Source organism: Synechococcus sp. CC9605 (assembly GCF_000012625.1).
Taxonomy (GTDB): Bacteria; Cyanobacteriota; Cyanobacteriia; order PCC-6307; family Cyanobiaceae; genus Parasynechococcus.
The window spans coordinates 2124784-2147388 of record NC_007516.1; the positions used below are offsets into that span (position 1 = coordinate 2124784).

General features: G+C 58.4%; 20 protein-coding genes, 2 tRNA genes and 3 rRNA genes. 12 read left to right on the top strand and 13 right to left on the bottom strand.

Annotation, left to right across the window (positions count from 1 at the left end):
* A complete protein-coding gene (locus SYNCC9605_RS11535; protein WP_011365248.1) occupies positions 1-231 on the top strand; it encodes a hypothetical protein in 231 nt (76 codons plus the stop codon).
* Here the strand turns inward: SYNCC9605_RS11535 and SYNCC9605_RS15275 are convergent.
* Positions 209-385: a hypothetical protein gene (locus tag SYNCC9605_RS15275; RefSeq protein ID WP_186493914.1), complete on the bottom strand. Its 177-nt coding sequence runs from the start codon at positions 383-385 to the stop codon at positions 209-211. The two genes, SYNCC9605_RS11535 and SYNCC9605_RS15275, sit on opposite strands and share 23 nt — an antisense overlap.
* A gap of 70 nt (positions 386-455) precedes the next feature.
* Here SYNCC9605_RS15275 and SYNCC9605_RS11540 point away from each other — a divergent pair, with 70 nt between their 5' ends.
* On the top strand, positions 456-2180 hold the full coding sequence (locus SYNCC9605_RS11540; protein WP_011365249.1) for an ABC transporter ATP-binding protein: 1725 nt from the start codon (positions 456-458) through the stop codon (positions 2178-2180).
* Positions 2181-2295: 115 nt separating this feature from the next.
* Entirely contained in the window at positions 2296-2484 is a 189-nt protein-coding gene (locus SYNCC9605_RS11545) for a hypothetical protein (protein WP_041435205.1), read from the top strand.
* Positions 2485-2494: 10 nt separating this feature from the next.
* Here the strand turns inward: SYNCC9605_RS11545 and SYNCC9605_RS11550 are convergent, their stop codons facing one another.
* Positions 2495-3631, bottom strand: a complete 1137-nt coding sequence (locus SYNCC9605_RS11550) for a trypsin-like peptidase domain-containing protein (protein WP_041435827.1) — start codon at positions 3629-3631, stop codon at positions 2495-2497.
* A gap of 138 nt (positions 3632-3769) precedes the next feature.
* Here SYNCC9605_RS11550 and SYNCC9605_RS11555 point away from each other — a divergent pair, with 138 nt between their 5' ends.
* From SYNCC9605_RS11555 to SYNCC9605_RS11585, 8 genes are all read left to right on the top strand, one after another.
* Entirely contained in the window at positions 3770-4042 is a 273-nt protein-coding gene (locus tag SYNCC9605_RS11555) for a DUF2973 domain-containing protein (protein ID WP_041435208.1), read from the top strand.
* Between the two features lie 33 nt (positions 4043-4075).
* A complete protein-coding gene (locus SYNCC9605_RS11560; protein WP_011365251.1) occupies positions 4076-4459 on the top strand; it encodes a hypothetical protein in 384 nt (127 codons plus the stop codon).
* A gap of 223 nt (positions 4460-4682) precedes the next feature.
* On the top strand, positions 4683-7187 hold the full coding sequence (gene hrpB, locus SYNCC9605_RS11565) for an ATP-dependent helicase HrpB (protein ID WP_011365252.1): 2505 nt from the start codon (positions 4683-4685) through the stop codon (positions 7185-7187).
* Positions 7188-7280: 93 nt separating this feature from the next.
* Positions 7281-7421, top strand: coding sequence for a chlorophyll a/b-binding protein (locus SYNCC9605_RS11570; protein WP_011365253.1), 141 nt, complete (start codon positions 7281-7283; stop codon positions 7419-7421).
* A 111-nt stretch (positions 7422-7532) separates the two neighbouring features.
* A complete protein-coding gene (locus SYNCC9605_RS15280) occupies positions 7533-7709 on the top strand; it encodes a hypothetical protein (RefSeq protein ID WP_198002453.1) in 177 nt (58 codons plus the stop codon).
* Complete coding sequence (xseA, locus tag SYNCC9605_RS11575) at positions 7699-8862, top strand: exodeoxyribonuclease VII large subunit (RefSeq protein WP_041435211.1); 1164 nt, start codon at positions 7699-7701, stop codon at positions 8860-8862. The genes SYNCC9605_RS15280 and xseA overlap by 11 nt, the downstream gene beginning before the upstream one ends.
* Complete coding sequence (gene xseB, locus SYNCC9605_RS11580; RefSeq protein ID WP_011365255.1) at positions 8862-9131, top strand: exodeoxyribonuclease VII small subunit; 270 nt, start codon at positions 8862-8864, stop codon at positions 9129-9131. Before xseA ends, xseB begins: the two co-directional genes overlap by 1 nt.
* Positions 9124-9477: a DUF2834 domain-containing protein gene (locus tag SYNCC9605_RS11585; RefSeq protein WP_011365256.1), complete on the top strand. Its 354-nt coding sequence runs from the start codon at positions 9124-9126 to the stop codon at positions 9475-9477. Before xseB ends, SYNCC9605_RS11585 begins: the two co-directional genes overlap by 8 nt.
* Here the strand turns inward: SYNCC9605_RS11585 and SYNCC9605_RS11590 are convergent.
* From SYNCC9605_RS11590 to SYNCC9605_RS11640, 11 genes are all read right to left on the bottom strand, one after another.
* Positions 9453-9803: a hypothetical protein gene (locus tag SYNCC9605_RS11590; RefSeq protein WP_041435829.1), complete on the bottom strand. Its 351-nt coding sequence runs from the start codon at positions 9801-9803 to the stop codon at positions 9453-9455. The genes SYNCC9605_RS11585 and SYNCC9605_RS11590 overlap by 25 nt on opposite strands.
* Positions 9804-9856: 53 nt before the next feature.
* The gene (locus tag SYNCC9605_RS11595; protein ID WP_041435214.1) at positions 9857-10762 is read right to left on the bottom strand and encodes a YihY/virulence factor BrkB family protein; all 906 of its coding nucleotides are present in this window, start codon (positions 10760-10762) and stop codon (positions 9857-9859) included.
* A 157-nt stretch (positions 10763-10919) separates the two neighbouring features.
* Positions 10920-11036, bottom strand: a 5S ribosomal RNA gene (gene rrf, locus SYNCC9605_RS11600).
* Between the two features lie 110 nt (positions 11037-11146).
* Positions 11147-14014: ribosomal RNA gene (locus SYNCC9605_RS11605) — 23S ribosomal RNA — on the bottom strand.
* 434 nt (positions 14015-14448) lie between these two features.
* Positions 14449-14521, bottom strand: a tRNA-Ala gene (locus tag SYNCC9605_RS11610).
* 9 nt (positions 14522-14530) lie between these two features.
* A tRNA-Ile gene (locus tag SYNCC9605_RS11615) sits at positions 14531-14604 on the bottom strand.
* Positions 14605-14788: 184 nt separating this feature from the next.
* Positions 14789-16274: ribosomal RNA gene (locus SYNCC9605_RS11620) — 16S ribosomal RNA — on the bottom strand.
* Together the 16S, 23S and 5S rRNA genes with 2 tRNA genes alongside form the textbook arrangement of a ribosomal RNA operon.
* 606 nt (positions 16275-16880) lie before the next feature.
* Entirely contained in the window at positions 16881-17684 is an 804-nt protein-coding gene (locus SYNCC9605_RS11625) for an inositol monophosphatase family protein (protein WP_041435216.1), read from the bottom strand.
* Positions 17678-19462 carry a TolC family protein gene (locus SYNCC9605_RS11630; protein WP_011365260.1) on the bottom strand — a complete coding sequence of 595 codons (1785 nt, stop codon included), beginning with the start codon at positions 19460-19462 and terminating at the stop codon, positions 17678-17680. Before SYNCC9605_RS11630 ends, SYNCC9605_RS11625 begins: the two co-directional genes overlap by 7 nt.
* A gap of 24 nt (positions 19463-19486) precedes the next feature.
* Positions 19487-20884 carry a TIGR03279 family radical SAM protein gene (locus SYNCC9605_RS11635; protein ID WP_011365261.1) on the bottom strand — a complete coding sequence of 466 codons (1398 nt, stop codon included), beginning with the start codon at positions 20882-20884 and terminating at the stop codon, positions 19487-19489.
* A gap of 19 nt (positions 20885-20903) precedes the next feature.
* Entirely contained in the window at positions 20904-21767 is an 864-nt protein-coding gene (locus tag SYNCC9605_RS11640; protein WP_011365262.1) for an undecaprenyl-diphosphate phosphatase, read from the bottom strand.
* A 110-nt stretch (positions 21768-21877) separates the two neighbouring features.
* On the opposite strand from SYNCC9605_RS11640, the gene SYNCC9605_RS11645 reads away from it, so the two are divergent.
* Complete coding sequence (locus tag SYNCC9605_RS11645; RefSeq protein ID WP_011365263.1) at positions 21878-22588, top strand: DUF3120 domain-containing protein; 711 nt, start codon at positions 21878-21880, stop codon at positions 22586-22588.
* The last annotated feature ends 17 nt before the right edge of the window (positions 22589-22605 follow it).

Here is a 22605-nt window from a genome sequence, read left to right on the forward strand (position 1 = left end):
ATGACTTCGAACGCCGCATCGCTGTACGCCCGAATCAGCAGCAATCCGGAGCAAACCCAGGCCCTGTTCCGTCAGGCGCTGCAGGATCCCAGCGGCGCCATGGCCAGCATCTGCAGCCTGGGCGACCAGATGGGGCTACCCGTCACAACCCAGGAGGTGCGCGAGCATCTGGCCAGCCTCGACGACGACGACAGCAAGCGCTGGATGGTCAAGGCGAGAGGCGGTCTTTGAACTCGGAAGGGCCGGACGTCAGAAACGCCTGGGGCTCAGTTCGCTGACGGCGTTCGTAGCCGCCGCCTCCGGCCCAACTGAAGAAGAGCAGATAACTCACAATCGCCAAACCTGCGGCCACCACAAGAGCGGCCAGCTGCTCAAGTTTCAGCAAGGCGACCAGCCTCCGGGAACCCTCACCAGTTTGCCGACAGGGATGATGGGGGGCATCACGCCTTCCGCCGGTGCTGCGACTCGAAAACGTCAGCAAGATCTACCCCACAGGAGAAGTGCTCCGCGCCGTGACCTGGGAGGTAAAACCCGGAGACAGAATCGGCCTGGTGGGGGTGAACGGCGCCGGCAAGTCCACCCAGATGCGTCTGATCGCCGGACACGAAGAGCCCACAAGCGGCCAGGTGGTTCGGCAGGGGGAGCCCCGCATTGCCTACCTCCAGCAGGAATTCGACGTGGACCTGGAGCGCACGGTGCGCCAGGAACTGTTTCAAGCCTTCGGCGAAGCGGCCGAGGTGATGAACCAGCAGAAGCAGGTGGAAGAGGCGATGTGCTCCGAACGGGCAGCGGAGGACCCCGATCATCTGGACGAGCTGATCCAACAACTTGGAAAGCTGCAAAGCCGTTTCGAAGCGCTGCATGGCTACGAGCTCGATGCCCGCATCGACAAGCTCCTGCCCACGATCGGCTTCACCCCAGAGAGCGCTGAGCTGCAGGTGAAGGACTATTCCGGGGGCTGGCAGATGCGGATCGCCCTGGGGAAAATCCTGCTGCAGGAACCGGATCTGTTGTTGCTGGACGAACCCACCAACCATCTGGATGTCGAGACCATCCAGTGGCTGGAGAACTACCTGCTGGAGCAGAGCGCAGCCCTTGTGGTGATCAGCCACGACCGCACCTTCCTCGACCGGGTCTGCAATCAGATCGTCTCCACCGAACGGGGGGTGTCCCGCAGCTACCTCGGCAACTACACCGCCTACCTGGAGCAGAAGCAACTGGAGCGGGAGGCCACACAGTCGGCCTTCGAACGACAGCAGAAGGAAATCGCCACGCAACAGGCCTACATCGATCGCTTCCGCGCCAGTGCCACCCGCAGCACCCAGGCCAAAAGCCGTGAGAAGCAGCTGGACAAGGTGGAACGGGTGGAGGCACCGATCGAATCCGTGGCCGGGCCGAGTTTTCAGTTCCCGCCTGCCCCGCGCTCCGGAGCCCAGGTTGCCCTGATCGACAACCTCACCCACAGCTATGGGGACAAAATTCTGTTCCTGGGGGCTGAGCTGGAGGTGGAGCGGGGCGACCGCATTGCCTTCGTCGGCCCCAATGGTGCGGGCAAGTCCACTCTGCTGCGGCTGGTGATGGGGGTTGAAACCCCCGATGAAGGCAGTGCCCGGCTCGGGGAGCACAACGTGATTGCGGGGTACTTCGAACAGAACCAGGCCGAAGCCCTGGATCTGTCCAAGACCGTGATCGACACGATGTACGAAGCGGTTCCCGACTGGACCCAGACCCAGGTTCGTTCGCTTCTGGGCAGTTTCTGCTTCAGCAACGACACGGTGTTCAAGGAAGTCGGGAAGCTCAGTGGGGGAGAAAAGGCCCGCCTGGCCCTGGCCCTGATGCTGCTCACCCCCTGCAATCTGCTGGTTTTGGATGAGCCCACCAACCACCTCGACATCCCCGCCAAGCAGATACTCGAGGACGCCTTGATGGCCTACGAGGGAGCCGCGCTGCTGGTCTCCCACGACCGCTATTTCATCTCCCGCGTGGCCAACCGCATCGTGGAACTGCGGGACGGCGAATTGGTGATATATCGCGGGGATTACAACTACTACCTCGAGAAAAAAGAGGAGGAAAGGACAGCCGCCAAAGAGAAAGAACTGGCTGCAGAACGGGAGGCCAAGCGGAAGGCCAACAAGGAGAAGCAGAAGGCACGGGACGCCCGCCGTAAAAAGGCGGCCTGACTGGGATCAGAAGGCCGCACAAAGAAAACTTCACACAGGTTTAGGCAGGAAGACTCATTTCTCTTTACCTCCAGATTTCATCTGCATAAGCTGACAAAACTGACCCACAGCCCCGATGAGCATGGTTCCCGGCCCCGGCAGCAGCGAACCCGTTGGCGGTTCAACAGCCCCCGGTCCGGCACCCCATGAGCAGACCTGGGACGCCGTGGAAACCTATTTCCAGTGCATCACCACCTGCTCACTAGACGATGGCGACTGCATCACCCAATGCGTTGAACAACTAAGGGACGCCGACGACGCCTGAGCCCGCAGCATCAGCCAGAAGTCAAAGCCGAAAGATCGACTGGCTTGACGTCAATGGTGACCAGCTCCTGACCACGCTTCACCTCAAGCGCAACCGTGGCACCGACGCCGCGACGTTCAATGGCACTGACCACCGCAGCGGGGTCAGCGACAGCCTCGCCATCAAATCGCGTGATCACATCATCAATTTTGAGCCCGGCGCGGTCCGCCGGCCCTCCAGGCTGGACCGCACGAATCACCGCACCTGGCGGCACCGGGGATGTGGGGGTGGGCCGAGGGACCGGCGACAAACGGATGCCGATCACCGGATGACGGGCCTTGCCGCTGGCCACCAGCTGCTGGGCGATGGCGCGGGCCCGATTGATCGGGATGGCAAAACCCAGACCTGCCCCAGGCCCTGATCGCACCAGGGTGTTGATGCCGATCACCTCACCGTCGGCATTGAGCAGTGGCCCGCCCGAGTTACCGGGATTGATCGCCGCGTCGGTCTGAATCAGATCAAGACGTTTGCCCGAAATGCCCAACTGAGCAACGTTGCGGTTGAGGTTGCTGATGATTCCCAGAGTCACCGTGCTCTCCAGGCCAAAGGGATTGCCCACGGCAATCGCCCAGTCGCCCACGCTGAGCCGGTCGGAATCCCCCAGATCCGCGACAGGCCAGGGCCCGGGGCCCTTCAGGCGCACCACCGCGAGATCGGTGAGGCTGTCTTTGCCCACCACTCGGGCGGGCACCCTCCTGCCATCGGAGAGGTCCACGGTGAGTTGATCAGCCCCCTCCACCACATGGGCATTGGTGAGCAACAGGCCCTTGGCATCGAAGATCACTCCACTGCCTTGGCCGCGCTGCACCCTGGGGCGCGGGGCTGTGGAGCGGGGGATGCCAAAGAACTGGCGAAACAAAGGGTCCTGCATCAGGGCCGGCGGCACACCAGCAACACTGGACTGATTGACGGTCCTGGCCGTCTCCAAGCTGACCACTGCCGGACCACTGCGCTTGACAGCGGCTGCAACGAATGAGTCCCGACGGATTGCCGGGCGGGCCTCGGCCTGCTCGAGGCCAATGATCAAGGGAAGCGACGACACGCCGGCCACCAGCAATCCCCCCGCCACAGCAGAGGCGACAAGCGAGCGGGACGGAGAGTTGACCACAGTTTCAGGGCGATCGGCTGCCTCGACGCTACGCAGAGCAGATCCAAAAACAGCCACGTTCCATGTCAAAGCTGTGACCACATGCGACCGGGGTCCCGATAGCGTGAGGATGCAGACATTCAGCTGGGTCGGAAGGTCATGCTCGGTTCGCTGTTTCCCCTCATTTACGGAGCGCTGTTCGTGGCCCTGTTGTGGCAGGCCTTCCGCGTGATGAGCAAAGGGTTCCGCGCTGCCAGTGGTCCAATCAACAGCGCGCCCAGCAACGCTCCGAACGACCGCACCGGCCAAGTCACCGTCCACCCGGAACTGCTGGACAGCGAGGGACGCATCACGGAAGAAGCCCTGCTGACGGTGCGCTTTGGCGGTGACGATGACGATGCCTCGGCGGCCGCTGGACCCGGCACTGAATAAATTGGGGGCTTGGAGTCGACAAGGGTCGCCTGAGTGGATCAGAGAACACGCATCGTTGCCGCGGTCATCAAGGGCCTCAAGCTGCCTCCCCGGTTCCGGCTTCGGCTGATGAAACAAGACCCAGTTCGCCTGGAACTGAGCCTGACTCCGGCCTACGGCAAGGACCCCATCACCGTGGGACTTGTGGAATCTCTTGATCTGGTAGCCCGTCGTGACCGGGAAGGCCGGATCCCCCGTGACCTTCAGGGCACCTGGGACTGGACCGTCCGCCACGGCCAGGTGAGCACCGGAGGCTGGAACCCCTATCTCAAGGAAGCACTGCAGACCATGTTTGAGACCGGTCTGCCGGCCATCGTGTTTGAGGAGCTCACTGGAGAGGAGTACCACCCCGTAGATGGGACCCGCCACGTGCGCTGATCCAGCAGGGCGGGTTGTGTAAAGGCGTGCGAATGAATGCAGCGACGCGAGAGACAAGGGGGCTAGACCGGAATCAATCCGGCCTTTAAGAAAGTCTTCATGGCCTCCCTTGTTGTTTCGATCGGCCCGCTTGTGCGGCTGTTGGCGGCCGTTGGCGCCATCAGCAGCCTGGTGCTTTTCGGCCTGATGAATCTCATCCCGTGAATCGAGCGGCAACACCGCTTTGAGCCAGTTCCCGATAGACGCCCTGTTGGAGCAGATCTGTTCTGCGGTCCGCCCAGGGCAAACGGTTCTGCTCCAGGCACCGCCCGGGGCAGGAAAAACCACACGGGTCCCCCTGGCACTGATCGGGGCGCTATCGGAAGGTCAGGGCATTTTTGACGAGCGTCAGAAAATCTGGATGATCGAACCGCGGCGGCTGGCCACCAAAGCTGCCGCCGCCCGCCTTGCTGCAAGCCTTGGAGAAGACATCGGTGCGCGCATCGGTTATGCGGTGCGCGGGGAACAGAAGCGATCCGGCCGCACCCAGGTGGAGGTGATCACCGACGGGCTCTTCCTGCGGCGCTTGCAGAGCGACCCCTCGCTGGCTGGGGTGGGGTGCGTGATCTTCGATGAATTTCATGAGCGGGGGCGCGATGCGGACCTATCCCTCGCCTTGCTGCGCGAGGCGAGGCCTCTACTGAATTCAGATCTCGCCGTGGTCTTGATGTCGGCCACGCTGGATCTGTCCGACCTAAGGGAACGGCTGCCCAAAGCGACGGTGCTGGAAAGCCCGGGCCGCTGTTACCAGGTGGACACCCACCACCAATCACCACGGCCGGACGAACCCCTGCCGAAGCAGGTTTTACGGGCCATCGAGCAACACGCACTCGACCAACCGCAGGGCAGCGGTGTTCTGGTCTTTCTGCCGGGGCTGGCGGAGATTGAACGCTGCAGGCAGACCCTGACGGCCGCCCCTTCCCTGCAGAACTGGAAGATTCAGGCGCTGCACGGTCAACTGCCCTTACAGCAGCAGAGTTCAGCCCTGCAGCGCTGCGACCCAAACCAAGACGGCAGCATCATCCTTGCCAGCGCCATTGCCGAGAGCTCCCTGACGATCGATGGGGTGCGCCTGGTGATTGACAGCGGCCTCAGCCGTCAACTGCGTTACGACCCCAACACCCGCATGGAGACCCTGGAGACCACCGTCTCCAGCCTGGCCAGTGCAGAGCAGCGCCGGGGCAGGGCAGGACGGCAGTGCCCGGGCCGCTGCATCCGCCTCTGGTCACCGGCAGAGCAACAGCGACGGCCACCCTTTCACCCCCCTGAACTGTTGCTGGCCGATCCACAGCCCGTGTTGATAGAACTGGCCCAGTGGGGGGCTGGGCTGGGGGAAGAGCTGCCGTGGCTGGACCCTCCTCCCGCAGCAGCCATGCAAGAGGGACAGCACGGCCTGCAACAGCTCGGCCTGCTGGAGCACGACGGCCGCATCAGCGAACGGGGACGACTGATCGGCGGCCTCGGCGTTCACCCTCGTCTCGGCATGCTGCTGCTGGAGGCCCATAAACAGGGCGCCCCCCAGCTGGGGTGTGATCTGGCAGCCATCCTCAGTGAACGGGATCCCTTTGATCGCCGCCAGATCGGCAGCGATCTCGAGGCCCGGCTCAACAGCATTCAGCGCCATCCTTACCTGCGAACGCTCAGCAAGCAACTTCGCCGCCAACTGAAGCGACTGGGTGCCTCACCCCAAGAGCGAAACGATTCCGTCAATGCCGGCGAGCTGATCCTGGCGGCCTTTCCGGAATGGCTGGCGCAACAGCGTCCAGGCCAGATCGGTCGCTATCAGCTGCGTCAAGGCCGCGGAGCCACCCTGCTGCCCTGGGATCCACTCCAGGGCAGTCCAGCCCTGGCCGTCGCCAGGGTCGACATGGGCGGCCGGGACACGCAGATCCAGATGGCCGTGGCCCTGAGCCAGGGCACCCTGGAGAGCATCGCTGAGCGAGATGGCCACTGGCATGACGAGGCCAGCTGGGATCCCGAACGCGAGCGGGTCCGTGCCGAACGCCAGCTCAAACTGGGGGCATTGGTGGTGCGCCGAACGCCACAACCTTCCCCAGCCGCAGGGCTGTGCCGCACTCTCCTGATCGAGCAGCTGAAGAAGAATGCCAGCCTTGATGCCCTGCCCTGGACGGAAAACAGCCATCAGCTACGCCAACGGCTGGCATGGATGCACCAACAGGTGGGCGTCCCCTGGCCTGGTCGCGATTTGACAACCCTGCTGGAGCAGGCTGACACCTGGCTTGGTCCAAGCCTGGAGGGCTGCCTGGGCTGGAGTGACATCAGCGCGACAGCCTTGAAAGAAGCACTCTGGGGCGATCTGGACTGGAGCTTCAGGCAACAGCTGGATAACCTGCTGCCGCGCCGCATCCCGATCCCCTCCGGCCGGCAAGCCGCGCTGCATTACACCGCCGACGAGGTGATCCTCGCCGTGAAACTGCAGGAGATGTTCGGATCTGACGACGGCCCCCACGTGCTGAATGGCCGTATTCCCGTCACGCTGGAACTGCTCTCACCAGCCGGACGGCCCCTGCAGCGCACCCGTGATCTGAAAGGCTTCTGGCAAGGCAGCTACCAGGAGGTGCGCCGGGAGATGCGAGGGCGCTACCCCAAACACCCCTGGCCCGAGGATCCCCGCCAGGCGCTGCCGACGGCCCGGACCAAACGCAGATCGGACGGGCGACAACCTTGAAACACGGGCAAAAGACCAATTGGGTAGCCATTAGCACATGCAACAAAACTCCAACCTTTGTTACATTGATGCACATCCAACTTGTTCACACCAATGTCCGACAACGCACGCTTCGGCTTCGTCAACTTCGCTGAAACCTGGAACGGTCGTCTGGCCATGCTGGGCATCGTGATCGGCCTCGGCACCGAGCTCCTGACCGGCCAAGGCATCCTGTCCCAGATCGGCCTCGGCTGATTCTCGCTCCAAGGATTCACAGAACCCCTCGGCTCGCCGGGGGGTTTTTTGTTGTCTCTCCACAGGCCACCGCTGATGCAGCACAGTGGGGGGATTCCACCGAGGCAGTCATTGGCACCGCTTTACGTTCAGAACAGACGTGATGGATCAAGGCTGCTCAGCAGCGCCTTGGTGATCTGCACGGTTGGTGCCACCCAGATCCATCAACACTGGGGCGTTCTGCTGACCAGCATCTCGGCGATTGTCTGCATCTACTGGGGTTACGCCTACAGCCGTCTTGAGCGCTGATCGTCTCCCGAGCTATTCCGTTGCTGAGCTAAACACAGCCATCGGAAGCCTGCTGGAACGCGGCTTTGCGCCGCGTTTTTTACTAGAGGCCACGGTCTCAAGGCCTCAACTCAAAAAGGGCCACCTCTGGCTCACCCTCACGGACGGCTCCGCCAGCATTTCCGGTGTGGTGTGGGCTTCGAAACTGGCCCAATTGAGCTATCAACCCAAGGACGGTGACGGCGTCACCGTGGTGGGCAAGCTCAATTTCTGGGCAGCGCGGGCCAGCCTCACTGTTCAGGCGCTGGACATCCGCCCCAGCCTCAGCACAGTGCTCCGCGACTTTGAACGGGTGCGGCAAGTGCTGGAACAAGAAGGGGTGATCGACCCCAGCCGTTTGAGGCCGCTTCCAAGCCAACCCGCCTCCATCGCGGTGCTCACCAGCGTGCCCAGTTCCGCCCTAGCCGACATGCTGCGCACCGCGGCAGAACGCTGGCCCCTAACGCAACTGATTGTGGTGCCAATTCCAGTGCAGGGCTCCGTGGCACCGACGATCATCAACACCCTGGAAGCCATAGCCGAGCGCACGGCCGAGCTGGGACTTCAAGCTTTGGTGCTCGCCCGCGGCGGTGGCAGCCGGGAAGATCTCGCGGTGTTCGACAACGAGGCGCTTTGCCGCCTCCTGGCGAACTACCCCATACCGGTGGTGACGGGCCTGGGCCATGAGGATGATCTCACCGTCGCCGATCTGGTGGCAGACCATCGCGCAGCCACGCCCACAGCGGCGATCGTGGCCTTGCTGCCCGACCGCGAGGCGGAACGCCAGGGACTTACGCAACGGCAGAGCCGATTGAAAGACACGCTGCTGGGGAGAATCCTTCGCGAGCGTCAGCGCCTCCAAGATCGGGCCGTTGCACTTCAGCAACAGTCTCCAAGGGAGAAGATCATGCGCAAACGCCAGGAACTGATCCAAAAACATCAGTTGCTCAAGGCGCTTTCACCGGAACGCTGGCTGAAACGCGGCTTGGCCCTGATCAGCAACAAAGCCGGCGATCCCATTCCAGGCCTGGAATCGGTCAAGATCGGTGACCAGCTCAACATTCGGATGAGCGACGGAAGCCTTGAGGCCCGGGTCGATCAGATCCAGCCCAGTGCACCCAACACCACCTCCTGATGAGCAAGCGTCAAGTCCATCAAGAACACCGTGACCGCATTGAGGCGTGGCGCAAGGATGCCGAAGGCCTGAGCTACGAAGAAGCCATGCAGGCTCTTGATCTGCTGCTTGCTGAGCTGCAAAGCGACAGCGTTCCCTTGGCAGACTTGCAGCAAAAAGTGCTCCACGGCGAGGTTTATCTGAGCCGTTGCCAGACCCTGCTCGACAGCGTCGAACAGTCGATTGTCGAACTCGATCCCACAACCCTCAAAGCTGCGAACAATGCGTAAAGCACTGCCTTGGATCTATCTGCTTCTGGCCGTGTTGGGAGCGATCCTGCCCTGGAAGGCCAACCTGGAATTCATCGCCGAGGGGGGTGGACAGGCTTTCGATCTGGCGCGGTTCATCGCTGATGCCAACAGCACAGCTGCCTCACGCTCCTTGAGCGCTGACCTGCTGGTGGGGGCCAGTGCCGTCACCCTGTGGATCTGCGTGGAAGGACCACGCAAGAAGATCAAAGGCTGGTGGCTGGCCATCCCCTTGAGCTTCGGCGTGGCGTTTGCCTGCGCTGCTCCGTTTTTCTTGTTCCTGCGAGAACGGCAGCTCCAGGCTCAGGAATCGGAGTCCACGTCCTGAGCGACCACGTCAATGGTGACGTCACTGGCGGGCGTGGACGGGGTTGCGGCACTGGTGGACTGAGCTCCTTCACTGGCATAGGGCGTGCCGCAGACAGCACAGACTGCAGCCCCCTTGAAGCCGGTGGCACCGCATGCAGTACAGCTGATCATCCTGGACTGCAAAAGCTTCCAAGCAATCCAGCCAAGCCCCGAGAGGATCAAAGGAAGCGCCAAAAGAGCCAGCAGCACACCACCAGCGAGATCAAGCAAGAAACGACCGGCAGCGGTTGGCACCAGCAGAAGCAGAACAACCGCAATCCACAACACTGCTGGTGGTCGATTCATTGGCATCAACGGAGAAGGTCCGTCGAATCAGCTTCGCAGAGTTGAATCCAAGTTCAAGGGATCAGGTTGTTCGGTTCCCCGAGCCGTGGCTTTGCAAGACGAACTGAAGCCAATTCAACACTCAAGCACTGGCCAAAATAAAGAATCACACCTACCAACCAAACCCAAAGCGTCAACACCAAAACGCCACCAATCACGCCATAGGCCTGATAACGATTACCCAAGGAAACAATACTCAAACTGAGAATTTTATTGAGAAAAGCGAGGCCAAATCCAATCAACAATGCTCCAGGAATAAGAGGAATCGCAGGAACACGGCGGCTTGGCAATACCACCTGAAGGAGCCAGGCCATCAGGGACAAGATCAATGCGGGAACAAGAATTCGCCCGAGAGGAAGAATGGGACTCGAGCGCACAAACCCCGTCAGGCCCGGAATAAATCCATTTAAAACGCCAAGAATGTCTTCTGGAAGCTGCCCAACACTGAGCACCAACTGTTGAAAAATAATCAAAACAGATATGGCAAATACGGTCAGGAAAGCCTCAACACGCGTTCTACAAAACTGCCCAACCTGTTGCCACCAAGACAAGCCGGCTGATGGCTCAGGAAGAATCTCAGACCACAATCGATCAGCTCCACGTTGGAGCGTTAAATAAGCATTACTGGCTGTGAGAAGTAAAACAACAACACCGAGGACTCCCGCTCCAAAGCCTTGATCCACTAACCCACGCAAGGTGGAATCCACCAGGCTGGTTACGGACGGCGGCAAAACCTGCGTCACCGAAGCCAACACATTATCCACACTGTCCGTCTTGCCAAACACCCTTGCTGCAACAGACAACGCAATCAAAAGCAGCGGGAAAAACGACTGAAGAACGAAATAAGCAAAAGCAGCACTCAGATCAACACACTCAGCGTTATTCCAACGCTGACAGGCCTGCCAAATTTGCCCACTCAAGCGTTGAACAAGTGAACGTCTCGGCACAGATGGGCGCAAAAGACTACCAAAACCTTACAACAAAAAAGCCACCTCAAGATGAGGTGGCTTTTTCGTGGATGGTGATGGTGATTGCTTCTGCAATCAGCACATCATCAACCTATTTGGAGAATGTTTTACCTGGCATCGAGCTATTTTCTCAGGGGGCTACCCCCCAAATATCGTCGCCGCTGATGCGTTTCACAACCGAGTTCGGGATGGATCGGAGTGGGACCACACCGCCATGGACACCAGGATAGATAAACATTCTCAAGGGGTGAACCCTGAGAACTGCATAGGATCTGCAGCGAATACTGCGCGTCTGAATCAAACAAAGAAATGAGTCTTCAAGCAAGAACCAAAATGTTGGTCAAGCCCTCGGTCTATTAGTACTCCTCTGCTGCATCCATTACTGGACTTCCACATAGAGCCTATCAACGGGTGTTCTTCCCGTGACCTTACTGGGTTACCCCATGGGAACACTCATCTTGAGGTGGGCTTCCCACTTAGATGCTTTCAGCGGTTATCCACTCCGCACATGGCTACCCAGCGTTTACCGTTGGCACGATAACTGGTACACCAGAGGTGCGTTCCTCCCGGTCCTCTCGTACTAGGGAGAAATCCTCTCAATGTTCCTGCGCGTACACCGGATATGGACCGAACTGTCTCACGACGTTCTGAACCCAGCTCGCGTACCGCTTTAATGGGCGAACAGCCCAACCCTTGGGACCGACTTCAGCCCCAGGTTGCGATGAGCCGACATCGAGGTGCCAAACCTCCCCGTCGATGTGAACTCTTGGGGGAGATCAGCCTGTTATCCCTAGAGTAACTTTTATCCGTTGAGCGACGGCCCTTCCACTCAGAACCGTCGGATCACTAAAACCGACTTTCGTCCCTGTTCGACTTGTAGGTCTCACAGTCAAGCTTCCTTCTGCTTTTGCACTCGTCAGCTGATTTCCAACCAGCCTGAGGAAACCTTTGTGCGCCTCCGTTACCTTTTAGGAGGCGACCGCCCCAGTCAAACTGCCCACCTGATACTGTCCGCTCCCCGGATAACGGGTGAACGTTAGAACCCTAGCTCTGAAAGAGTGGTATCTCACCAGTGACTAACTCATAGCCGCAACCATGAGATCAACGTCTCCCACCTATCCTGCGCATTCAGAGCCCGGGCACAATACCAAGCTACAGTAAAGCTTCATAGGGTCTTTCTGTCCAGGTGTACGTAGTCCGCATCTTCACAGACAATTCTATTTCGCCGAGCCTCTCTCCGAGACAGCGCCCTGATCGTTACGCCTTTCGTGCGGGTCGGAACTTACCCGACAAGGAATTTCGCTACCTTAGGACCGTTATAGTTACGGCCGCCGTTCACCGGGGCTTCAGTCGCCAGCTTCGCTTACGCTGACCGGCTTCCTTAACCTTCCGGCACTGGGCAGGCGTCAGCCCCCATACATCGTCTTGCGACTTAGCGGAGACCTGTGTTTTTGGTAAACAGTCGCCAGGGCCTCTTCACTGCGACCACCTTGCGGTGGCACCCCTTCTCCCGAAGTTACGGGGCCATTTTGCCGAGTTCCTTAGAGAGAGTTACCTCGCGCACCTCGGTATTCTCTACCACCCCACCTGTGTCGGTTTCGGGTACTGGCAGTCATGCCTTAACGGGTATAGAGCTTTTCTTGGAAGCTTGACGTCACCAACTTCGCTGCCGTAGCAGCTCGTACTCACGCCTCAGCTCGGAACGTTTTCACCGCTCCTCAACGCCTCGAACGCTTGAACCAGTAACCAACATCTGGCTTGGCTAGCCTTCTCCGTCCCTCTTCCCAAAACATGACCGGTACAGGAATGTTGACCTGTTATCCATCGACTACGCCTTTCGGCCTCGCCTTAGGTCCAGACTAACCCTCCGCGGACGAGCCTGCCGGAGGAACCCTTAGGGTTTCGGTGCATGGGATTCTCACCCATGTTTTCGCTACTCAAGCCGACATTCTCACTTCTATGCAGTCCACGCCCGCTCACGCTAACGCTTCGCCCCACATAGAACGCTCCCCTACCATAAAAATCCGCAGCTTCGGTACAACACTTAGCCCCGTTCATTTTCGGCGCAGGATCGCTCGACCAGTGAGCTATTACGCACTCCTTTGAGGATGGCTGCTTCTAGGCAAACCTCCTGGTTGTCTATGCAATCCCACCTCCTTTATCACTTAGTGTTGATTTGGGGACCTTAGCTGGCGGTCTGGGCTGTTTCCCTCTCGACCATGGAGCTTATCCCCCACAGTCTGACTGCCTCGCTACACACAGGGTATTCAGAGTTCATCTCGATTTGGTACCGCTCTCGCAGCCCGCACCGAAATGGTGGCTTTACCCCCCTGCTGGAGCACGAGACGCTACGCCTCAACGTATTTCGGGGAGAACCAGCTAGCTCCGGGTTCGATTGGCATTTCACCCCTAACCACAGCTCATCCGCTGACTTTTCAACGTCAGTCGGTTCGGACCTCCACTTGGTATCACCCAAGCTTCATCCTGGCCATGGTTAGATCACCCGGGTTCGGGTCTATAAACACTGACAAGCGCCCTATTCAGACTCGCTTTCGCTATGGCTCCACCATTTCCGGTTTAACCCGCCAGTGCCTATAAGTCGCCGGCTCATTCTTCAACAGGCACACGGTCACCCTATAAGTAGGGCTCCCATTGCTTGTAGGCTCACGGTTTCATGTTCTATTTCACTCCCCTCCCGGGGTTCTTTTCACCTTTCCCTCGCGGTACTGTTTCGCTATCGGTCACACAGTAGTACTTAGCCTTACGAGGTGGTCCTCGCGGATTCACACGGAATTTCACGTGCTCCGTGCTACTCGGGATACAGCTAGCTCAGTTCAGTTTTCGGTTACGGGGCTTTCACCCTCTGTGGCGTGCCATTCAAGCACTTCTCCTAACTTCCCTGATACACGTTGCTGTCCCACAACCCCGATACTCGAAAGTATCGGTTTAGGCTCTTCCCCGTTCGCTCGCCGCTACTTAGGGAGTCGTTTTTACTTTCCTTTCCTCCAGCTACTAAGATGTTTCAGTTCGCTGGGTTGGCTCGTGCCAGCCTATGAATTCAGCTGGCCGTATTAAGGGTTGCCCCATTCGGAAATTCCCGGATCAAAGCGTGCTTCCAGCTCCCCGAGACTTATCGCAGGTAACCACGTCCTTCATCGCCTCTGTGTGCCAAGGTATCCGCCGTGAGCCCTTTGTAGCTTGACCAATTAACCTCTTAAACGCTTACCGCCGTTGAAAGCAGATTCTCAAGTTTTTATTGCTAAAAACAAGATCAAACTCTGATTCGCTCGACACGAATCAAAGAACGTTTAAGAGTCTCGGCTCTTGCTCAAAAGAATTTTCATTGTTCTAGATCTAATCTCCCTTTCAGAAGATCAAATTCAAAACAATGCATCTGTAAGATGCTTTGTTTTTCCAGACTTCACCTATGCAGTTGTCAAGGTTCTGCTAGAACTTCAAATCAAATCATCAATTGCTTGTTAATTTGATTTGAGCCCAGCATCTTATCAACCAAATTAAAGGCTTAAACCTAAAACTTGGAATGACAGGAAGCTGGGTTCATCCAGCGGACACATCTAAATCACACTCCAATCGAGCTCAACTCCAAAAAATTGGAGATGGGAATCAAGTTCGGTCAGTGGAGGTTAGGAGACTCGAACTCCTGACATCCTGCTTGCAAAGCAGGCGCTCTACCAACTGAGCTAAACCCCCAACACCGAATGGGCCATCCTGGACTTGAACCAGGGACCTCACCCTTATCAGGGGTGCGCTCTAACCACCTGAGCTAATGGCCCAGGAGTCTCATCCCTTTTGGGGTGTGACCTAGACAAAGTTTAGGAACTGAAAATCTCCATCAAGCAATCAACAATGCTGCTGATCCTTAACTTCAAAGCTGAGGTACCGATCGACCTAAGGTGACAGGATTTCGGCCTAAGAATAAAAGCACTCAGGCATCAAAATCATTGTGTTGTCTCCCTGTTAGGAGGTGATCCATCCGCACCTTCCGGTACGGATACCTTGTTACGACTTCACCCCAGTCATCAGCCCCACCTTCGACGTCCTCCTCCACAAGGGTTGGAGTAACGGCTTCGGGCGTGGCCAACTTCCATGGTGTGACGGGCGGTGTGTACAAGGCCCGGGAACGTATTCACCGCAGTATGCTGACCTGCGATTACTAGCGATTCCGCCTTCACGTAGGCGAGTTGCAGCCTACGATCTGAACTGAGCCACGGTTTATGGGATTTGCTTGTCCTCGCGAACTTGCAGCCCTTTGTCCGTAGCATTGTAGTACGTGTGTAGCCCAGGATGTAAGGGGCATGATGACTTGACGTCATCCACACCTTCCTCCGGTTTATCACCGGCAGTCTCTCTAGAGTGCCCAACTAAATGCTGGCAACTAAAGACGTGGGTTGCGCTCGTTGCGGGACTTAACCCAACATCTCACGACACGAGCTGACGACAGCCATGCACCACCTGTCACTGCGTTCCCGAAGGCACTCTCCTGTTTCCAAGAGATTCGCAGGATGTCAAACCCTGGTAAGGTTCTTCGCGTTGCATCGAATTAAACCACATACTCCACCGCTTGTGCGGGCCCCCGTCAATTCCTTTGAGTTTCACACTTGCGTGCGTACTCCCCAGGCGGAACACTTAACGCGTTGGCTACGACACCGAGGGGGTCGATTCCCCCGACACCTAGTGTTCATCGTTTACGGCCAGGACTACAGGGGTATCTAATCCCTTTCGCTCCCCTGGCTTTCGTCCATGAGCGTCAGTGATGGCCCAGCAGAGCGCCTTCGCCACTGGTGTTCTTCCCGATATCTACGCATTTCACCGCTACACCGGGAATTCCCTCTGCCCCTACCACACTCAAGCCCAACAGTTTCCACTGCCATGATGGAGTTAAGCTCCACTTTTTAACAGCAGACTTGAAGGGCCGCCTGCGGACGCTTTACGCCCAATAATTCCGGATAACGCTTGCCACTCCCGTATTACCGCGGCTGCTGGCACGGAATTAGCCGTGGCTTATTCATCAAGTACCGTCAGATCTTCTTCCTTGATAAAAGAGGTTTACAGCCCAGAGGCCTTCATCCCTCACGCGGCGTTGCTCCGTCAGGCTTTCGCCCATTGCGGAAAATTCCCCACTGCTGCCTCCCGTAGGAGTCTGGGCCGTGTCTCAGTCCCAGTGTGGCTGATCATCCTCTCAGACCAGCTACTGATCGATGCCTTGGTGAGCCATTACCTACACCAACTAGCTAATCAGACGCGAGCTCATCCTCAGGCGAAATTCATTTCACCTCGCGGCATATGGGGTATTAGCAGCCGTTTCCAGCTGTTGTCCCCCTCCTGAGGGCAGATTCTCACGCGTTACTCACCCGTCCGCCACTAACCCGAAGGTTCGTTCGACTTGCATGTGTTAAGCACGCCGCCAGCGTTCATCCTGAGCCAGGATCAAACTCTCCGTTGTAGATCATTTCCTCTAAGACGTTTTCACGTCCTCAAAATGATTTGCGTCACCCATTACTCAGATCATTCTGGCAACAGTTGAGGCCTCCTTTCGCTGACACAAAAGGGTTCTTAAGAGTGCATCTCTAGATTTCTCTGTCAATGACTTTCCGGGATCTCAGATCCGGTTGTTGCTCCACAATTCGCACACCGGCAACAAGAGAGCTCGTGAAAACACTCTCGTTGCAGCGAATTGCTTCTTCGCAACGAAATTTTTTGACGGGACCTCACACCTTCATCGCTCTTTCATTCGGCTCCTCACCTCACCTCTCGGTTCGGCTCAGAACCAAACGCGATGAAAGCGTCAGTTCCTAAACTTTTCAATTGTCCAGGTGCGACCAAACTTCTCTTCACTCCCTTTCAGGAGATCGGTTGGTTGGTCATCGCGGCCTCTCGCGACCGCTTGAAGAACTTACAACACCGTGGGATCGCTCCCTCTTGGTCTCGTAAGCCGCCTCAGACACATCAAGACTTTCGCCTCAAGCGCTTCGGCTTGCACAGCAGCCTCTCGGCTCCCGCGCAAGACAAAACCATAACACCACACCTCCCAACGCGCAATGGTGATGCTTCAGCGCCGAACCAGTGCCTCTCCCCAGGGAAGAAAACGGGCCAAATGTGCCCATGAACCGGCCGCCAACATCGGGAATCCACGATCAGCGACGTCTTCTCCGGGAGAGAGCTGTGCAGGATCCGCATCCAACCAACGAATCGGACAACCCAGTTCATCGAGCACCAACCAAGCCGCCGCCAAATCCCAGATCTTGGGCGTGGCCTCCAGTGAAGCGATGGTCTGCCCCATCGCAACGCTCACCAAATTGAGGCTGGCGACGCCAAGCAGACGAATCTTCCCAGGAAAACGCTGATCCGGTTTGCGCTGCAGCACGCGAATCGAACGGCTGCAGAGCGAAACGCAAGCACTGGTGGCCAGGGCTCGAGTCTCCGAAGTGAGGGGCTGATTGTTTCGAGTTGCTCCGCGGCCCCGCAAAGCGACAAAGCGTTGGTTCAGTGCTGGCACATCCAGGAAAACCTCGCTGGGACGGCCATCGACAAAACGGGCCACGGAAATCGCCCAATAGGGAATGCCCGCTGCGAAGTTGGTAGTCCCATCGAGGGGATCCACGACCCAGTAGGCCCGCGTGTTCGGAACCTTTTTCGATCCTTCCTCACTGAGAACACCTTCACCTGGAGCGATGCTGGCCAGTCCCTCCACCAGAGCGGCATCACTCCAGCGATCGCAGTCTGTGATCAACGAACCATCCGCCTTCACATCTGAGCCGATCTGGCCAAAGTCTTGAAGCTGTCGAGCACGAATGCGATCCAACAACTGATGAATGGAGCCCAGTTGATCTTCACTGAGCACCGACTTCACCACAGAGGTTGAACAGGACTGTCCTGATTTTGGTTCATCGATGAACCTGCGGTAGCCACCGATGGGCAAGCGGTCTTAAGCGGCGTGGGCTCAATCGGAATAAACGGTTGTTCAAGTTCCTGGTTGGTGGCCGGCAGTGAAACCGCATTACAGGACACAAGAGCATCCAATCCTGTTCGACGTCTCAGCTGCGCCAGGCTCGTGTTGTAGGCCTTGATGGCACCCGTATAGCGAAGCTCGGCGTTGGTGAGATCGCGCTGGTTATCGACCACTTCCCGTTGGGTGCTAACGCCGGCCTGAACCCGCAGTTGTGACAAGCGCAGGGATTCCCGCGATGAGAGGACTTCGCTCGATGTGGTGTCGATGTTCTGGATAGCTGTTCGCAGATCAAAAAAGCTTTGCTCAACCTCAAGCCGGATCTGATCACGGGTTCTCGCGAAATTGAACCGGCTCTCTTCAGAGGCCTGCTTGGAACGCCGGTATTCGGCCCTGGCGCGACCACCATCAAACAACCGCCAATTCGCCGTCAACGCCATGCTGTTCTGAATGCCATAGGTGAAGTCGCCCATATCAATGTCGCTCGACGTCTGCCCGGTTTGGCCTTGGGTACGGGAGGTCGTGGTGGAATTCACGAAACTGAGCACAGGCTGAACAGCAGCTAAAGACGCATTCGCCTGGCTGTGGTTGATCGATATATCGAGGATCAGTTGATCGAGCTCCTCGCGATAGTTGTAAGCCGCAACGATGCTTTCTTGAAGTGATGGGGTCCACAAGCCCAAAGGTCGCGCAGGCGTTGCCGCCGTGGGAGTGACGTCCTGGGGGAGGTCGAGTACGACAGCGAGGTTGCGACGCGACACTGATTGTTGACCGAGATTGGTCGTCAGCAGATTGCGGTCACGGGCCAGTTGAGTCTCAGCCTCCAAAACTTCCAACTTGGTATTAACCCCCGCGTTGAAGCGAGCCCGTGCATCACGGAGGCTGACCAGTGACGCTTTGACAGAAGCCTGACCAATACGCACACCTTCATCTGCTTCCTGCAAATCGAAATAGGCCGTCGAGGTCTCCAAACGAAGATCACGTAAGGCAATCAGGTAAGACTCTCGCGCCCTTTCAAATTGATCACGAGCTGCGGCGATCTGAGGAACCCGTGCGGGATTAATCAAATCCCAACTCACCTTCAAGCCGACGTTGAGACGCCATTCGCGGCCGTAACGTTCTTTGTACCCATCCCGAGTCTCGGGCCTGAGGATCTCTTCACCAGTAGTGGGGTCGATCTGGCCTGTGGGTTTCTGAACGACCCGATCAGGAACGAAATCTGGATTTCGGTAGGAGTACGACTTGAAGTATTCGGGAAGTCCACTGGCCGATAGGTCGACGGTGGGATACCAAGCAGCAATGGCTGCACGGAGCGCAGACTTGGCCTGATCAACCTGGCTGGCTGAAGCCTTGAGTTGGGGGCTGTTGAACTCGGCCAGCTGAATGGCTTCTTCCAGGGTGACCGGGCGCAGTTCACGGATGCGCACCTGAGACGGCGAATCTGGAAGGGCAAGGCTGGGGGGGGCAGCCAGCGGTTCGAGGGATGCAGGCAAAGCATCCACTGCTGGAGCTAAGACCGAGGAATCGGCCTTGGGCCGTGCTCCCTTCAAGTCGATCGCGTCCGGAAGCGTGGATTGGTCCAACGAGGCCGACTCAACCTGAGGAGCGTCTTGACCAAGAGCAGGTGAGATACCGGAGGAAACAACGCCCGCTACGAGACAAATACTCGCGGTGATCCGGCGCACAGCAATCAAAAACTTTCAGGGAGCTTAGGGACTTTTTCCTACGGCACCCAAAACCGAGTCCACGACGTCAGCCGCCCCATGCACGATCTGAATGGGGACCGGCAGCTGCACGGCCAAGTCGTCCAGGGTCATGTCGTCCAGGAAGACGGGCTCCCCCTGCCGCAACATCACCGATGGCAGCAGCAGCTCATCGCCTAGCTCTTGGCCCTGCAAGCCACTGAGCAGATCCTGTCCCGTCAGCAGTCCTGTCACCACTTGCTCCTGCCCCCAATAGGGACTCGGCAACCCGATTAGGTGAAACTCAACGCCATCAACAGCATTGAGCCGTTCAGCCACGGGCTGCAACGCCTGGACCACGATCTGACCAACCACCCAGCTGCAACGCCGGGGCTCAGGGACCGCAGTCGGCAAATCCTCAGTCGCTGCATCCAAGGATTCAAGGAAGGCACGGATGCTGCCCACGCCGTTTTCCTGTTGCGGGAGATCCTCGTAGTTATCCCGGGGCGGCAAGGGCAATCCCGCTACCAGATACCACTCATCGGAGAGCCAGGCAAAACGGGTGCCCAAAACCTCCTGAAAGTGCTGCTGCATGGGTTCCACCTGAGCAATCACCCTGCGGGCGCAGTCCGGATCCACAGGAACCAATCCGTCATCCGCCGGCCTGAAGCGGGTAAGCCCCACCGGCACCACCGCCGCAGACAGCACCGCCGGCCAGGGGCCAGCCGCGAAGGAGGCGAGGTCGTTCAGTGTTCTCTCTAGAGCAGCACCGTCATTCAGCCCCGGACAAACCACCACCTGGGCATGGATCTGCAGATCACGCTGGTCAAACCAGGCGAGTTGGTCCATCACCTGAGCAGCACGCGGATTCACTAGCAGTCGTGAACGCAGGTCGGGATCCGTGGCGTGCACCGAGACAAATAACGGCGATAAACGCTGGTCCTCAATCCGCTGCCAGTCGGACTCGCCCAGGTTGGTGAGCGTCAGATAGGAGCCATAGAGAAAACTCAGCCGGTAATCGTCGTCTTTGAGGTAAAGGCTGTCGCGCCGCCCCGGGGGCTGCTGATCAATGAAACAGAACGGACAGTTGTTGTTGCACTGGCGCAAGCCATCGAATAGGGCCTCAGTGAAGGCCAGCCCAAGGCCGTCATCGGCATCCTTTTCCAACTCCACCCGATGCAGCGCACCCTTGGCATCACGCACCTCGAGGCAGAGCTCCTCCTCAACGCAGAGGTAGCGGTAATCGATCAGATCGCGCGGGCGAATTCCATTGATGCTGAGCAACTGATCGCCCGGCTCAAAACCCAGCTCCTCCCCGATCGAGCCGGGCTCCACAGACGCCACCACCGCGGGCTGCGGTTGCCGACCACTGCTGCTTGGATCGAGGGCTGCCACGGCAACCCCGACGGATGGCTCATTCCACACAAGCCGGCTTCATCTGAACTCAGTGTGAGCCGTAGACGCCCCACCAGACCAGTAAAAGCAGCCCGAACACCAGCCGGTAGGCGACAAAAAGCCAGGTGCTGTTGCGCTGCAAGAACTTCAGCAACCAATCGATTGCCAGCCACGACACCACTGCAGCCGAACCAATGCCCACCAGCAACGGCAGAGGACCGTTGCCAGGGCTGGCGGCTAAAGCATCCTTGAGCTCCACCAGACCCGCGATGGTGATACCGGGAATGCCCAAAAGAAAGGAAAAGCGGGCTGCATCAGCACGCTGCCAACCGTCGAACAGGGCCGCCGTAAGGGTGCTGCCGGAACGCGACACCCCCGGGAGCAAGGCAAGTGCTTGGGCCAGGCCCACCAGAAGGCCATCACGGCCTAAAACCACATCAAGCTGCTTACTTCGAGCACCGACCTGTTCGGCCAGGGCCAGCAACAGCGCCATCACAATCGAAACGATGGCAATCGACGGAATACTGCGCAGGGGTGACTGTTCGTAGCCCTGGGACCAGGCGAATTTGATCCCCAAACCGATGACCAAGATCGGCAGGGTGCCCACCACCATGGCGAACCCGAGACGCGCCTCAGGTTCACGCCACTGGCCGTAGCGAAAGGCGCGGCTGACACCCCGCAGCACCTGGCTGAGATCAGTGCGGAAGTAGGCGATGACAGCAGCGATGCTGCCCAGCTGAATGGCGGCTGTCACGGAAACACCCGGATCGCCCCAACCCAAGAGCTCGGGAACCACCTTCAAATGGGCGGTGCTGCTGATCGGCAGGAATTCAGTGAGTCCTTGGACCACTCCAAGCACCAGATCACGCCAGCAGGCCTCAACCAGGTTGAGGGATGCAGAGGGGTCCGCCATCAACGAGTGAGTGTCGCTTCGACGGTATCCCCGGCGGGCGATGCGGGCATGTCGGCCGCGTCACTTGGAGATGTCTTCTAAGGTTCCGTGACTTTCTTCACAAAGGACATTTGATCGGCGGCACCTGGCAAACCTCAGCCCCCGCTCGGTCGTGGTCCTTTCCCGTGGCCCGCATCGCAGCAGCCATGGTGGTGCTGCCGGTATTCCTGCAGGCGCCCTGGGTGCGCCTGAATCCGTTCTCGGCCACCCTGTTCACAGGCGTTCTGATTGCAGCCGGCCTGGTGATGCATCGGAGCCGCTCCCAGACGGCTTCCGACCTGGGTTCCCTGCTCGTGGGTTTCAGCGGCAGCTGGCTCGCGGGGTGCATTTTCTGGGGTTGGCTGCGGGCCCATCCCGTTCTGCACCTGCCAGTGGAAGCCTTTGCTCTGCCTGTGGCCTTGGGTGGTCTGCAGGGGCGCTGGCACCTGGCGGCAACGTTTTATTTGTCCTCCCTGGTGGGAACAGCTTGCACAGATCTGGCCATGGCGGCCACCGGTGTGATGCAGTTCTGGCCCGCAGTGGTGACGGCCTCCCTCGATCAAGCGCCACTGCTACTGCATAAAGCAGGGACGCATCTGCTCCAGCCCCTGCCTCTGATCACCCTGGTGATCTCAGCAGTCCTTGTGCTGTCGGCTGGGCGGCGCCTGAACAGGAACAACAGCGGTTTCACTGGTGATGCTGGATCCATGGCCGCTGCCGTTTTGATCACAACTCTTTGGGTTGATGGCTTGTTCCTGCTCACGGCCTTGCTGCAGCCGGGGCTCAGCGGCCTGATCGAGTGAAACGAACTGCAAAAGCT